A 13,323-nucleotide genomic window follows, 5' to 3' on the forward strand; every position below is an offset into this window, starting at 1 on the left:
ATTTATTTTGATTGAGAGGTAAGTTTACGCCTGATACGGCTCAGATGAGTAGGGGTAATATTAAGATAAGAAGCTACGTATTTTTGGGGTATTCGGTTAGCTAATTGAGGTTGATTCCTATAAAACCATTCTAAACGTTCTTCTGCGGGCTTTCTTAACACAGCTATATAACTTTCATATTTCTTTAAAACCCTTTCCATCATAAGTTTACTAAGAATATGTAAAGAAGGATAGGAGTCATAGAGGGCTTCAAGGTCTTGTTTTTTAATGCTCCATATTTTGGCTTTTTCAAGTACTTCTATTCCTGACGCAGAAGGTAAATGGTCTAAAAAGCTATGCACTACATGGTGAAAATTCCCTTCGCTGATAAACCAACGTGTAATCATTGTGTCTTCTTGAGCAAGTGTTGAAAACTCCTGTACTAAGCCATATTCAACAAAGATAAGTTGGGTACTAATATCACCAATCGAAAGTAGAAGTGTATTCTTTTCATAGATTTTTACGTCAAATGCAGCTAAGACGGCATTTACTTCGCAACTTGACAATACCCCAAAAGATGCTATAAATTGAGAAAAGTCTATTCTACACATTGTGGCTTTTGATTAAATGGGCTGTGCACTCTTGCCACAAAATAAACACATTCTAAAACTAGACCCTATACCTTTTAGTTCTAATTCAGAAGAAATTTTTAATTAATATACTATATAGTTGTTAAGCTTATTTGTGTGTTGATTATCAGCGGTTTGGTTTTTTTTTAAGTCTAATTTGAAGTTCCAATAACCAACGTATAATTCAATACTTTTATCAAATTTCCCTTTAAACTTGCTTCTATATTTAGTAATTAAAATATGATAACGCTTCATTCCTAGTATCGTTTTCTATAATAACGCTTGTTTTACTAATATATTGGTTATGATTTTTTTGTTTTAATTTTTGAGTTGGATTAGGGTTGTTTTTGCTTTTTCTTATTTTTTATAAGGAATTTTGGTGACAAAAATTCGTACCACTTGTGAATATCAATAACTCGTGATAATTTCCTAATAACTCTTAAAAAATAAAATAATCGTTAATGTGGTGTAAGGCTCTGATAGTCAACTTATAAGTATGTTTATTGTATGTAAAGTTTTTTTAAAAAACATACCAAAATAAACATAATTGCCTTGCGAAAAAGCAAGCGAAACCCTTATTTCAGGAAGTGTTATGTTGATTTCACGGATAAATAGGTTGATTTCACGGTCAAAAATCGTCATTTCAGCCGTTGTGGAAAAGTGGTATATTGATATTTTGGGTTAATATATCGACCTTTGTACAGCATAACAAAAAGACCTTACAGCATGAAAAAGGACCCTGTTTTAACCACCGAATACATCCGCATACACATCCAAGAATTGAGAAAAAACAAAAAAATGAGTCAGGAATATATGGCTTATTGTTTGGGGATTTCTCAAAAAGCCTACAGTAAAATAGAATCAGGAAAAACGCAACTATCAGTAGAAAGATTGATTCAAATCGCTCGATTGCTGGAAGTAAATCCTTCTCAATTATTATTCATAAAGAATAAAAATACGGTAGAAAACAGTAGTCATTTTAGATAAAAGACTTAGAGAGATATCATACTTCATTAATCTTATCTCTATGAATCGTCGCGACTTTTTCCAACAAACTACCGCTTTAGGCGCAACCACTTTGGCTCCATCTTCGTTGATTGCTACGCCGCCTGTAGCTTCACCTTTTAAACTAGGATTGTCTACGTATTCGTATTGGCATTTCAAAACGCCCAAAGTGCCTATCGAAAATGTAATAGATGAGGCGGCGCGTCTTGGGATTGAGGGGGTCGACATCTTGCATCGCCAAATGGACAATGAAGACAATGCTTATTTACAAAAACTCAAACGCCATGCTTTTGTGAATGGTGTCGATTTGATATGCCTTTCGATCCACCAAAGTTTTGTATCGCCTGATGCGGCCGAGCGACAAAAAAACATCGACCATACCCTGCACTGTATCGAACTTGCCTATAAACTTGGTATCCCAAGTATTCGCCTCAATTCGGGTCGCTGGAATACTATCAAATCTTTTGACGAACTCATGGCCAAACGCGGTGTAGAACCGATTTTGCCCGGTTATACCGAAGACGATGGCTTCAAATGGTGCATTGATAGTATCGAAAAATGCCTCTCCAAAGCCGCCGAATGTGGGGTCATGCTTGCCCTCGAAAATCACTGGGGCCTCACTTCCACACCTGAGGGACTTTTGCGGATTCGCAAAGCCATCGATTCGCCTTGGTTGGGCGTGCTACTCGATACTGGCAATTTTTTGGAAGATCCTTATACCAAACTCGAAAAAGTAGCCCCTGTGGCCAATTTTGTACAAGCCAAAACCTACTACGGAGGTGGCGAATGGTACACGCTTGATTTGGACTACAAACGCATCATCAACATCTTACGTCAAGCCAATTACAAAGGCTATATCGCGCTAGAATTTGAAGGCAAAGAAGCGCCAGAGTCGGGTGTTCGTAAAAGCATAGCGATGCTTCAGGAGGCGATGAAAGCCTAACGCCAATCCCATACCACTACATTCCAAAGGTCGGTATGGTCTTGATAAGTATGAATTTGCTGGAATCCTACCCGCTCATGCGCCCGCGCTGAGCGGGTATTTCTTACGGCGATTTCGGTAACACACAAATCAAAATCCGTCGAAAATTGCTGACGATGCTGGGCATACAATCCATCAAAAATGCCTTGCCCACGGTGTGATTGAGCCACGCATATCTGTCCCATTACATAAAACCGCTGTTGATGAATCGGGATATTTTTCCATAACAACTCTCCCACAATATCAAACATGGGTGTAAGCTCTGGCACAAGTGCTCCAAACGTACGTGGCATCACTAAAGCATACCCTACTACTTCGTCTCCGTCTTTGGCGATGACTTGCGGCAAGGCATCATTCATGGTTTTCAATACCTCAAAAGTATGTTCTACCGTCGTAAAACCTTGGTCTTTTTGGTACTCTTGGGGGGTGTTTTTATAGAGATTTTGTTGCTGAAGTGCTAGGATTTGATGCAATTCGGCATCGGTAGTTGCGGTAGTGAATAAAAGAGCCATTGTGTGATTCCTCCCAAAGAGGATTTATTTCTGAAGTTTAACATCACAAAAGTAATGTCTCATCTTGTGGTAAGCAATGGTTTACTCTTACAAAAGCCAATCTAGCTTAAGTATGTTTTATGATTTTTATGAGAAGATTTTTGTAGCTATTTGAAAGATAGCTAGAATTGTATAAATTCGGCAGTAATTACTCACGTTATTCAAAGATTATTCTTGCTTTTTGCTCATGTTGTTGCTCCGGTGTGTGTATTTATGGGCATTTCTCCTTCAATTTATGACGGGTATTGCACAGCCTACCAAGCGTGCACTCATTATTGCCATAGGCAACTATGACCCTGCTACCACGGGCTGGCCCAAATTAGCCTCTCTCAACGACGTACCGCTTATCCAAACTGCACTCCAACAGCAAGGATTTTTGCCTCAGTATACATCAGTGATACAAGATGCCAATGCTGAAGAAGTATTGAAGGCGCTACAAGCTCTTATCGAAAGTGTGCAAAGCGGGGATATTGTGGTTGTTCATTATTCTGGACATGGCGTACAGCTACAAGATGATAACGGCGACGAACCCGACCAATTAGACGAAGCACTTGTGCCACTCGGCGCGGCTTATAAACCCGAGGAGTTGAACACCAATCACTATATTCGTGATGATGTATTGGGTAAGCAAATTGCTTTGCTACGTCACAAATTAGGTTCCAAAGGTCACTTGCTGTTGTTTTTGGATTCATGTCATTCAGGCGCCGGAACACGCGGCAATGGCACCGCTCGTGGCGGATTTCCTCCCTTAGTTAAATCTAATTATTCGCCTACGATTCCGCCCGCCAATCCTTCTCAAAGCTTGATAGACAGCCCCGTGGCTTCACGAGGAGCAGGCGATGAAGAATTGGCAAAGTTTGTGGTATTTGCGGGGGCAAGTTCCAACGAAAATAATTTTGAAACTACTGCCAATGGCAAACCTGTCGGTTCTTTGTCGTTTAGTATCAGCAATGCCCTCTCTCAGCTTCGCCCCAATGATACCTATCGCCAAGTTTTTGCCCGTATTCGTTCTGAAATGGCGGTGATTGCCCCTCGCCAAAGTCCTATTTTGGAAGGGGATGCAGACTATCTTTTTTTTAGTGGACAACTCGTCAAACAAGAGCCTTATGTAGAAATCAAAAAAGTCTTAAATAGCAGTACCCTTCAGCTCAGTGCAGGCTTGGTGGCAGGGATAAACAAAGGGGATGTATTTGCGATCTATCCAGCAGGTACGGTTTCGATTAAAGAGGAGCGCCCTGTTTTTGAAGGAGAAATCACCGCTATCGATTATTTTACGGCCTCATTATCTCTCAAAAACCCCATTTCTGCCGATTTTAAGGCTCCGCAGTATTGGGCTTTTCGGACTCAACAATCGTTTTCTGAATCTCTCCTAAAAGTAGCCTTCGATTTTAAAGGGCTATCACCAGAGTCCACTAAAATACTCTCTGATTCGCTGTCTCGTTGGTCTTTTTTAAGTATAGTACCTTCATCAGAAGCACCAGACGTTTTACTTAAAAACACTGCAAATACCTCCAATGTAGGAGTGTTTGTGGGAGAGATGCCTTATTTAAGTAGTAAGCCAGTCAACATGGATGTAAAAGAAGGATTAGAGTTGCTCAAAAAAACGCTGCTTTCGGCGGCCCAAGTAAAGTTTATGAAGTCGGTAAAATTGAGTACTGACGAAATTGTCGTAGAAATGTCGTTGGTAAGAGCTAAAATCGACCAAAACAACGCCGTCGTAGAAGTTTTTGATACGCCCGTTGATACCCTCACTAGAAGGTTTTCGGAAAAAGACAATGTAGTTATCAAACTTGTCAATAAAGGCAAACGTACCGCGTACTACAATATCGTAGCGATTCAGCCTGATCATCGGATTGTGCCAGTAGCGCCAGGGCTAGAAGACCACAATGATCCCAATTCGTATAAAATTGCGGCTGGGGAAACTGTATTTCTTAAAAATCGTCCTATTTATGGTTTTTGGCCCCCTTATGGAACCGAGATGATGAAAGTTTTTGCCACACCTCAACCTATCAATCTCTTGCCCGCTATTGAAACTCAGGGAACATTGACTTCCAGCACAAGAGGTCAAGAAAATCCGTTGGTGTTTATTATGAAGAATTATCATACCCGTGGAGTTAGTAACAATATTGGTTCTACCTTCGAATATGTTTATACCATTACTCCTCTTAATTCATCCATTACTAAATAAAAACAGACAATAAACACTAATTTAGAAATATCTCATAGGGGCTACAGATCGGTAGCAAAAAATGGTAATTGCATACACAAAACTGCCCCGTAGGGGCTTTATATCGGTAGCAAAAAAATGGTGATTGAATAGATACGAAACTGCCCCGTAGGGGCTTTATATCGGTAGCAAAAAATGGTAATTGCATACACAAAACTGCCCCGTAGGGGCTTTATATCGGTAGCAAAAAAATGGTGATTGAATAGATACAAAACTGCCCCGTAGGGGCTATACATTGATGAAAAAGCTTTTTAAAGACCCGTACGACTTAAGTTCGTTATGAAATACTTTCTTTTTTGTTTATTTTCTTTTGTATTCCTAGCGCATCACTATAGAGCTTATACCCAAGAAGCACGAGGGCCAAAAGTAGGCAATGTCGCTCCCCAAAATATGGGTCAAACGTGGGCTTTGATTGTGGGTGTTTCCAAATATCAGCATATTGATTCTTTACGATTTGCTGATGACGACGCATTGGCTTTTTACAACTATTTACTTTCTCCTGCTGGTGGAGCGGTGCCTCAGTCCAACATCCAGCTTTTATTGAACGAAAAAGCTACCTTCGGCCAACTAGACCGTGCTCTTGGCAATCTTCTGGACTTTGTAAAACCCAACGACCGCGTTTTTATTTATTTTTCTGGACACGGAGATCAAGAATCTAAAACCATCGCCCAACGCGGTTTTTTACTTACCTACGATTCTTTCAGTAGCAATTACAACTCCACAGCCTTTGCAGTACTTTTTTTGCAAGATTATATCGCAACACTTTCTACCAAAAATCAAGCGCAAGTAGTGATGTTTTTGGATGCTTGTCGAGCGGGAAAATTGGCAGGTAGCGAAATAGGCGGCGTGCAACTTACTGGCCAACAACTCACCAAACAGGTAGCCAACGAAGTGAAATTTATGGCTTGCCAAGCCAACGAAGTATCGCTTGAAGGCAATCAATGGGGAGGAGGACGTGGATTGTTTAGTTATCATCTAATTCGGGGACTACAGGGCATGGCCGATGCCGACAATGATAAAAAAGTGACGCTTCGCGAGTTGGAACGCTACCTCGAAGACCGTGTCACTTCCGAAGCCGCCCCTAGTCGCCAAAACCCCATCCTCATGGCCGCAGATAAATCGGTAGCTTTAGCCCAAATTGATACCCTGACGCTGCTTGCCGTTAAAGACAATAAGCCTCTTCCGCTTTTTGCTGCTGTACAAGGGCGTGGCTTTGCCGAGAATATCATCGAAGTGGCTGATAGCACTTTACAAAAATGGTACCTTGATTTTCAGCAAGCTCTTACTCACAAAGCCCTCATTGATACCACCAATTCGGCCGAAGAGCTTTTTGATAAACTCACAGCCGCGCCTTCGATTGAGAAGATGCATCCTTTTATCAAACGCGAGTTTACCGCCGCTCTTTTAGAGGCTTCTTCTCAGTTTTTTGGAGGATATTTAGAAAACAAAGATTTAACCAAATCTTATCCCAAAAATATCCGTTATCTCGAAAAAGCCTCTCAGATTTTAGGCAAGTCTCATTTCTTATACCCTAATTTAAGCGCCCAAGTTTTTTATTATAAAGGTGTTATGGCTGAGGCTACCAATCCAGCTGAAGCTCTACACTATTATCAGCAAGCGGTGCTAGCAGATAGTTCGTTTTCACCTGCTTACAATGATTTAGGGCGTCTTCTGTATCTCAAACAGGCTTATAAAGAAGCCAAAGCAGCTTTTGAAACTGGGCTTAAATATGCTCCACATTGGAGCTTTTTGCACCTAAATTATGGTATGGTGCTGAGCCATGAAGACCAGTTTGTGGAGGCTGAAGCTGCCTACAAAAAAGCCATTGAGCTCAAACCTGACGATGCCTTTGCTTACAAAAATTATGGAAACCTACTGGCTCGACTCAACCGCGTTAGTGAAAGCGAAAAAGCCTATCTCAAGGCTATTCAACTCAAAGCCGATGACCCTGAAGTGTACAATAATTACGGAATTTTGCTCAATGCCCAACAACGCTACAGCGAAGCAGAAACCGCCTACAAAAAGGCACTTATCCTTCAACCCAATGACGCCCAAGTATATAACAACTATGGAATTGTACTGACTGTTCAGAGCCGATTTGGCGAAGCTGAAAATATGTTTCAGAAAGCGATTGAACTTAATCCTAAAGATGCCCAAGTTTATTTTAACTACGGAGTATTGCTTACTACCCAAAATCGACAAGCTGAGGCAGAAACAGCTTACAAAAAATCCATCGAACTGAATCCCAACAATGCCGTTGTTTATAATAGTTATGGGGTACTACTAGCCGCTCAAAATCGCTTGCAAGAAGCCGAAACTGCTTACAAAAAATACATCGAATTGTCCCCTAATAATGCCCTTGTTTATGGAAATTATGGCAATTTGCTGTATCGTCAAAGCCGACAAAAAGAAGCTGAAACAGCTTATCGTAAATCTATAGAACTCAATCCCAACGATGCCAATGTTCAGAAAAGCTATGCGATATTGCTCAAAAATCAGAATCGTTTTGTAGAGGCGGAAGCGGCTTATCAAAAGGCTATTTTGCTCAAAACTGACGATGCCGAAGTTTATAAAAGCTACGGTATGCTGCTGGCGGCTCGCAATCGCCGCGATGAGGCCGAAATTGCCTACAAACGTGCCATTGAACTCAATCCTAAAGACCCCTTTGTGTACAATAGCTATGGGATTTTGCTCGCCGTGCTGGGGCGGTTTGAAGAAGCTGAAAACGCTTATAAGCAGTCGCTTGAACTGAGTGCCTCCAATGGGCTGGTGTATAGCAACTATGGCAATTTGCTGGCTCGTCAAAATAGACTAGCCGAAGCTGAGTCTGCCTACAAAAAAGCCTTAGAGATAATCCCTAATGACGCCAACTTGTACAACAACTATGGAAATCTTTTGGAAGGGCTTACACGCTGGACGGAGGCGGAGGCTGCCTATCAAAAAGTAATTGAACTCAATCCTAACTACACCCGCGCTTACTACTACATGGCTGGCATCAAAGCCAAACAAAACCTTCTCCCTGATGCGCTTCAATGGTTAGAAAAAGCCTTTCAAAAAGGCTACAACAATTTTGACAGTATAGACCGTAATGCCGCCTTAGACCCACTTCGTGCATTGCCCGAATTCAAGACTTTGCTCGACAAATACAAGAAAAATTGACATGAATAAAAGCCTACTACGCGATGCCTTTATCGCTACTGTTTTGGTATTTCTGCTTTATAGTATGCCTTCGCTTTTGGTGGCTCATGTCAACTTTTTTGACCCCGTTCATGCAGGTATTGACCGTATCAAGAAAGAGTACGAGAATGTATTTGTAGATATTACCAAAGGCAAACTCACCAGCAAGCCCACCCAAGCCGATTCGGTGATTTATTTGGTCAATATCGATACCCTCGACCGCACGGGCATCGCCCAGCTTATCGAAAACATCAACCGATTTGACCCCAAAGTGATTGGGATTGATGTAGTTTTTAGTGAAAACATCAACCAACCCAATCCCCGCTTGGCAGCGGCCTTAAAATCCGTCTCTGATAAGCTGGTATTAGGCTCCTACTTATTGACCAATCAACTTGGTGAAATCCAAGAAAAGCCCGAAAGCACCGATACTCCCTATCTCTTTGGGGTAGAAGGTTTTGCCAATTTCGTAACACTCGAAGCCAACAGTACGGTGCGGCTCTTTTTGCCACAATTTTTTCCTAAAAACAAAACAGGCTCTGGTCCTAAATACAAACCTCCGCTCGAATCGTTTTCGACCCAAATCGTCAAGAAATTTGATGAAAAGAGCTATCAAAAATTTATTAAACATCGCAAATACACCAACGTACACGCACCAGAAGTGATTGTGTATCAACACCAAGAAATCGATTATCATAAACTACAACCAGAAGAATTTTATGAGGGAAATCCCGAACTCGACGAACTCAAAGGGAAAATTGTGCTGATTGGACTTTTGGGAGATTCGACGGTGGCAGAAGATAAGCATTATTCTCCTTTTAATCTCAATGCCCTTCAGCCCGATATGAACGGCTTAGTAATTCATGCCAATATCATTGAGATGATTTTGCGGGAAGATTATGTGCGCTATGCTGAAGGCTGGGTATTGAGTATTGCTTCTTTTTTAGTGTGTCTGGCTTTGATGATATTTTTTATTTATGAATTTGTCAAACACAATCTTTGGTTTCACCTCATATTCAAGCTAGTACAATTGATGTTGGGGGCGTTGTCGTTTGGGGTAGGATTATGGATTTTTTATAAATGGCAAATCAAAATCGATACCCTCAAGCTCATTGTTCCGATAGCTCTTACGGTCGATGTGCTGTATTTCTACAATACTTTTGCGCAGTGGCTTCATCGCCAAACTGGGTTTGTGACATATTTTGATTCTGATACCAAAGTGGCAAAAAAGACCATGCGTCAGTTATTTATTTATATGTTTAAAAAACACCTAAAAATACAAAAATGAAAACTTTATTTCTTTGGGGAACTAGCCTATGTCTAGTGCTGACGCTCGTGTCGTTTTTCCCAGCACCTCTAATTGAGTACGAAATAGCGTGGATAGAAGGTGACTTCTGGCACCAACCGACGGGTCAGGTCAAATGGCAAAAGTTAGAAAACAAAACCAAGCACGTAGCGATCAACCCTGCCGATAAAATCAAAATTGGCAAAGGAGCACAAATCATCGTGACGGGAAAAGACGGCTCGGGCTATTTGCTCAACAAAGCCGGAGTGTGGCGTTTGCAACAGCTTATCGACCAACCACAAATCAAGTCGCCTTCGATGGTAAAACAATATTTAGGTTTTTTGATGCAGCATATCAATCATGCCGAAAAATCAATCGACGAATACGCCGAGGGGTATATGCGCAAAAAAGGCTTAGTCAACCGTGGGCCAGGATTGACAGCGCCACTTATGGTTTCGCCCCAATTTGAATCTAATCTTGAAAATGAAACCATAACTTTTATGTGGAAGTCTAAGCCTCATACTACTTCTTATACTTTTGCTATTTATGATGATTGGAACGCCAATGCCGACCCCGTTTTTGTAAAAGAAATCCCTGATACTTCTCTCCAAGTGAGCATGGACAAAGCACTGCTTGAAAGCGACCGACTGTACTATTGGAGTGTAGCACCCCAAAATACTTCTCAGAGCATCAGGTACGCTTTCAAACGTCTCAAAAATGATGATTTAAAGAAATTTGAAGAAAAACTCACTGCACTTCAAACCGATTTGAAATTCAATAAGGCGATGAATGCCTTTTTGAAAGCGGGTTTATACGAAGAAAATTATTTTTATCCCGAAGCTAATCGGCAATTTTTGAACGCGCTAGAGCTTGAACCTAAAAACCAACTTTTTCGGCAAAGTTATGCGTTGTTTTTGGCTCGCCACGGTCAGCTCGACGATGCCAAAAAGTACTTAAATATGTGATAGTATTTGTTGATTATACAAGTTGTAAGAGAGTGTTTTTATCGACGGTATGCTTTCCTTCAAAAGTAATTACTTTTAAGTGAGGAATCGCATATTGAATATCTGTTACGTATTGATGCAAATCAATCTTGTTTAGAAACTCATCTTGAGTACCATACACAAGCGTAGTAGGAATCGAAGAAAGCTTGTTTGGGTCAATGACATCAGCAACGCCATTACCAAAAAAGCCCGCCCAAATCACGAATCTGTCGCAGCGAATGTGCCCATCATTGAGCCATCGCAGAGCGGTCGCATTCCTTGCGAAAACCCCAAAATATTGATTTGAAGTTGGCTGGTATCGTAGCCCGTCAGCACGGAGTCATATAGGTGATTGAGATAAAATACATAGTCATTTATTTCTTGGGGGCGTTCTTCTTTGGTCATCCAAGTGGCGCCAACGCGCCCACTTACACCTTCTAAATAAAACCGAGACAGTGCTTCGGGGGCTACCACAAAAGTATTTTCTTGGCCAATTGCCTCAAATTTTTTGATGAAAAACTGCGCTAATTGCCCATATCCATGAAGTACAAACCAAACTTGCTTGGTAGCTTCACTAAGCGAACCAAGCGTGTAATAGCGCGCCGTGCGTTTTACTTCGAGATGATGTTGTTGCATAAAATAAATTATATTTGTAGCCCTAATAAAAGACAAAGCAAAGGAACATAATCCTGGCGTTTTATTTGAACAAATCCTCAAAAAATACCCTTAGTGGTCAAGTTAAATCTGATGAAAAACAATCTTCCTTTTTATGTTCTTTTGGTTCTTTTGGTCGTGGTGGATGCTTGGCTTTTAGCGCATCCCAATTTCATTGGAAGGCTGGGGATTTTGTTTTTCAAATACGATATGATTCGAACCTTTCCTAAAGCATTGGCTACGGTAGCCCTCACGACGGCAGTGTGTGTAGGGGTGACTTTATTTGTGAAAAGGCTCGCCAAGCAAACGGCGTTGCTTGCTACTGGCTTGCTTACGTTAGTGGCAGTGGGGATTTTGGTCAATACCGTTCTTAAATTTTCTTCTGGCTCCTATGCCATGACAGGGGCAGGCTTCAAAACAGGGGCTATTCTGATGCCTATTATTTTGGTATTGGTTTTTGCCAATGGTTTTTATGAAGCTTCTAAAATGAGAAAACCCGACCAAACGGTTTAAGTACATCTCTTTTCGGTTCATTGTTGATTTTCGACGCTTTAGAAATCATTTGTCTTAAATGATGGCTAAAGGGGTGCATCTTTGTGCTATCATTTTACATACAGCTATGAAAAACATAAAGTATACCTTGGCTTCGCTCTTAGTCGCGATAGGACTAAAGGCTTGCTGGGTCGATGAAGAATCCAAAAAAATAGAATTGAAGGGTACATTTGTCAACGAATCGTACCTACGGCGTTCCTCTGATAGCCTTTTGGCGGTGATTCCATTTTATGCGACAGAGTTGGTTTTTGAGCGCCCTGATAGCGTGCTTATTCGTAATGGGGTAGAAGAGTATTCACTCGCTTATACGATTAGGCGTGATACTTGCTACGTTCATCAAGCTTATCAAAACCACGGACGTTTGGAAGATTTGAGATTGGTGATTTTATCAGATACTACTTTCGAGGCCTTAGAACAGGAATTTACGGGGACTAAAGAAGCCGCACGTTTTGTGAAAACGTCTGTTTTTGAGGGTTTTGAGTATCAACTTCGTTCCCAAATTGCGGGACAATATGATTTGAAAGGCAAAGAAAAGCAACGAGTCATTCTTCATGCCAATGGAAAAATAGAGGGTTTGGGTGAGTATGAAACCTTTGAGCTTTGCTACGCTGGCGATTGTCTCTCCGAACCAGCCAAAATAGCTAACGTGATGCAGCTTTCAAATCCCAAAAAACAGGAATTTGTGGTGTGGGAGTACGACCAAGATACGGGTATACTGCGGATTTATCAACTTCAAGAGGCTGTTCCGGATATAAAAGGGGAGCGAGAGATTATATCAAAACTCTTTGAACTTAAAAAACGCTCCTAATCGGTCTGTTGTGATGAACTCTAAATTTAAAATTGTTATGTCTTTTGATCGAAAATCTTTTGTAAACAGGATTATGCACCTTATAAAAAGTAAAGCTATTGATGAAATAACCCTGCTAATGCTGGTTTTGATAATGGTAAAATGTACAACCCAAACGCAAGAAACGGCTACTAACCTGCCCGCAGCACCGCAGCCTTCCACAACGCACGAAAATGTATCGCAGCCTCAGTTAGAAGGTTTTTCTTTGAGCTATAAACAACTAATGGAAGAAGGGAAGTTGAGTAAAGCGCGTTTGTTGGAAGGCAATCAAATCAAGAAATATTCGATTGATACGGGAGTTGACGAAAATTTTTTGCGAAATTATAAATGAGGGGTGGGCATAAATAGGAACCAACGAATGTTAAAGAGTTGATGACCAAATCAATCCAATTACACACGCGGTTCCATGCAAGCCAAATTACTGTATTTATCTGACTTTTTGAATACCTGTTGGC

13 protein-coding genes are annotated in these 13,323 nt (G+C 41.0%); 9 read left to right on the forward strand and 4 right to left on the reverse strand.

Annotated features, from left to right (window positions below):
• Positions 1–2: 2 nt before the first annotated feature.
• Complete coding sequence (locus P1X15_RS12875) at positions 3–590, reverse strand: Crp/Fnr family transcriptional regulator (RefSeq protein WP_277338527.1); 588 nt, start codon at positions 588–590, stop codon at positions 3–5.
• A gap of 744 nt (positions 591–1,334) precedes the next feature.
• Here P1X15_RS12875 and P1X15_RS12880 point away from each other — a divergent pair.
• Together P1X15_RS12880 and P1X15_RS12885 are read left to right on the forward strand one after the other, a co-directional pair.
• Entirely contained in the window at positions 1,335–1,595 is a 261-nt protein-coding gene (locus P1X15_RS12880) for a helix-turn-helix domain-containing protein (RefSeq protein ID WP_277338528.1), read from the forward strand.
• 40 nt (positions 1,596–1,635) lie between these two features.
• Complete coding sequence (locus tag P1X15_RS12885; protein WP_277338529.1) at positions 1,636–2,556, forward strand: sugar phosphate isomerase/epimerase; 921 nt, start codon at positions 1,636–1,638, stop codon at positions 2,554–2,556.
• Here the strand turns inward: P1X15_RS12885 and P1X15_RS12890 are convergent.
• Positions 2,553–3,107 carry a GNAT family N-acetyltransferase gene (locus P1X15_RS12890; RefSeq protein ID WP_277338530.1) on the reverse strand — a complete coding sequence of 185 codons (555 nt, stop codon included), beginning with the start codon at positions 3,105–3,107 and terminating at the stop codon, positions 2,553–2,555. The genes P1X15_RS12885 and P1X15_RS12890 overlap by 4 nt on opposite strands.
• A gap of 274 nt (positions 3,108–3,381) precedes the next feature.
• On the opposite strand from P1X15_RS12890, the gene P1X15_RS12895 reads away from it, so the two are divergent.
• The 4 genes from P1X15_RS12895 to P1X15_RS12910 all read left to right on the forward strand — a co-directional run bounded on the left by P1X15_RS12895 (position 3,382) and on the right by P1X15_RS12910 (position 10,797).
• Complete coding sequence (locus tag P1X15_RS12895) at positions 3,382–5,334, forward strand: caspase family protein (protein WP_277338531.1); 1,953 nt, start codon at positions 3,382–3,384, stop codon at positions 5,332–5,334.
• Between the two features lie 318 nt (positions 5,335–5,652).
• Complete coding sequence (locus P1X15_RS12900; RefSeq protein WP_277338532.1) at positions 5,653–8,532, forward strand: tetratricopeptide repeat protein; 2,880 nt, start codon at positions 5,653–5,655, stop codon at positions 8,530–8,532.
• 1 nt (position 8,533) lies between these two features.
• The gene (locus tag P1X15_RS12905; RefSeq protein ID WP_277338533.1) at positions 8,534–9,835 is read left to right on the forward strand and encodes a CHASE2 domain-containing protein; all 1,302 of its coding nucleotides are present in this window, start codon (positions 8,534–8,536) and stop codon (positions 9,833–9,835) included.
• Positions 9,832–10,797, forward strand: coding sequence for a M48 family metallopeptidase (locus P1X15_RS12910; RefSeq protein WP_277338534.1), 966 nt, complete (start codon positions 9,832–9,834; stop codon positions 10,795–10,797). The genes P1X15_RS12905 and P1X15_RS12910 overlap by 4 nt, the downstream gene beginning before the upstream one ends.
• Before the next feature lie 13 nt (positions 10,798–10,810).
• Here P1X15_RS12910 and P1X15_RS12915 read toward each other — a convergent pair whose 3' ends face one another.
• Complete coding sequence (locus tag P1X15_RS12915) at positions 10,811–11,038, reverse strand: hypothetical protein (RefSeq protein ID WP_277338535.1); 228 nt, start codon at positions 11,036–11,038, stop codon at positions 10,811–10,813.
• The gene (locus tag P1X15_RS12920; protein WP_277338536.1) at positions 11,035–11,451 is read right to left on the reverse strand and encodes an alpha/beta hydrolase; all 417 of its coding nucleotides are present in this window, start codon (positions 11,449–11,451) and stop codon (positions 11,035–11,037) included. Before P1X15_RS12920 ends, P1X15_RS12915 begins: the two co-directional genes overlap by 4 nt.
• A 111-nt stretch (positions 11,452–11,562) precedes the next feature.
• Between P1X15_RS12920 and P1X15_RS12925 the strand changes: the two genes are divergently transcribed.
• The 3 genes from P1X15_RS12925 (at position 11,563) to P1X15_RS12935 (ending at position 13,199) form a co-directional block, all read left to right on the forward strand.
• The gene (locus tag P1X15_RS12925; RefSeq protein ID WP_277338537.1) at positions 11,563–11,982 is read left to right on the forward strand and encodes a hypothetical protein; all 420 of its coding nucleotides are present in this window, start codon (positions 11,563–11,565) and stop codon (positions 11,980–11,982) included.
• Between the two features lie 106 nt (positions 11,983–12,088).
• The gene (locus P1X15_RS12930; RefSeq protein ID WP_277338538.1) at positions 12,089–12,829 is read left to right on the forward strand and encodes a hypothetical protein; all 741 of its coding nucleotides are present in this window, start codon (positions 12,089–12,091) and stop codon (positions 12,827–12,829) included.
• A gap of 73 nt (positions 12,830–12,902) precedes the next feature.
• Positions 12,903–13,199 carry a hypothetical protein gene (locus P1X15_RS12935; RefSeq protein ID WP_277338539.1) on the forward strand — a complete coding sequence of 99 codons (297 nt, stop codon included), beginning with the start codon at positions 12,903–12,905 and terminating at the stop codon, positions 13,197–13,199.
• Positions 13,200–13,323: the final 124 nt, after the last annotated feature.

Source organism: Runella sp. MFBS21 (genome assembly GCF_029433105.1).
In the GTDB taxonomy this organism is placed as follows: domain Bacteria; phylum Bacteroidota; class Bacteroidia; order Cytophagales; family Spirosomataceae; genus Runella.

Coding starts and splice junctions, on each gene's coding strand:
- P1X15_RS12875 (WP_277338527.1), bottom strand. CDS start 590: ATGTGTAGAATAGACTTTTCTCAATTTATAGCATCTTTTGGGGTATTG.
- P1X15_RS12880 (WP_277338528.1), top strand. CDS start 1,335: ATGAAAAAGGACCCTGTTTTAACCACCGAATACATCCGCATACACATC.
- P1X15_RS12885 (WP_277338529.1), top strand. CDS start 1,636: ATGAATCGTCGCGACTTTTTCCAACAAACTACCGCTTTAGGCGCAACC.
- P1X15_RS12890 (WP_277338530.1), bottom strand. CDS start 3,107: ATGGCTCTTTTATTCACTACCGCAACTACCGATGCCGAATTGCATCAA.
- P1X15_RS12895 (WP_277338531.1), top strand. CDS start 3,382: ATGACGGGTATTGCACAGCCTACCAAGCGTGCACTCATTATTGCCATA.
- P1X15_RS12900 (WP_277338532.1), top strand. CDS start 5,653: ATGAAATACTTTCTTTTTTGTTTATTTTCTTTTGTATTCCTAGCGCAT.
- P1X15_RS12905 (WP_277338533.1), top strand. CDS start 8,534: ATGAATAAAAGCCTACTACGCGATGCCTTTATCGCTACTGTTTTGGTA.
- P1X15_RS12910 (WP_277338534.1), top strand. CDS start 9,832: ATGAAAACTTTATTTCTTTGGGGAACTAGCCTATGTCTAGTGCTGACG.
- P1X15_RS12920 (WP_277338536.1), bottom strand. CDS start 11,451: ATGCAACAACATCATCTCGAAGTAAAACGCACGGCGCGCTATTACACG.
- P1X15_RS12925 (WP_277338537.1), top strand. CDS start 11,563: ATGAAAAACAATCTTCCTTTTTATGTTCTTTTGGTTCTTTTGGTCGTG.
- P1X15_RS12930 (WP_277338538.1), top strand. CDS start 12,089: ATGAAAAACATAAAGTATACCTTGGCTTCGCTCTTAGTCGCGATAGGA.
- P1X15_RS12935 (WP_277338539.1), top strand. CDS start 12,903: ATGCACCTTATAAAAAGTAAAGCTATTGATGAAATAACCCTGCTAATG.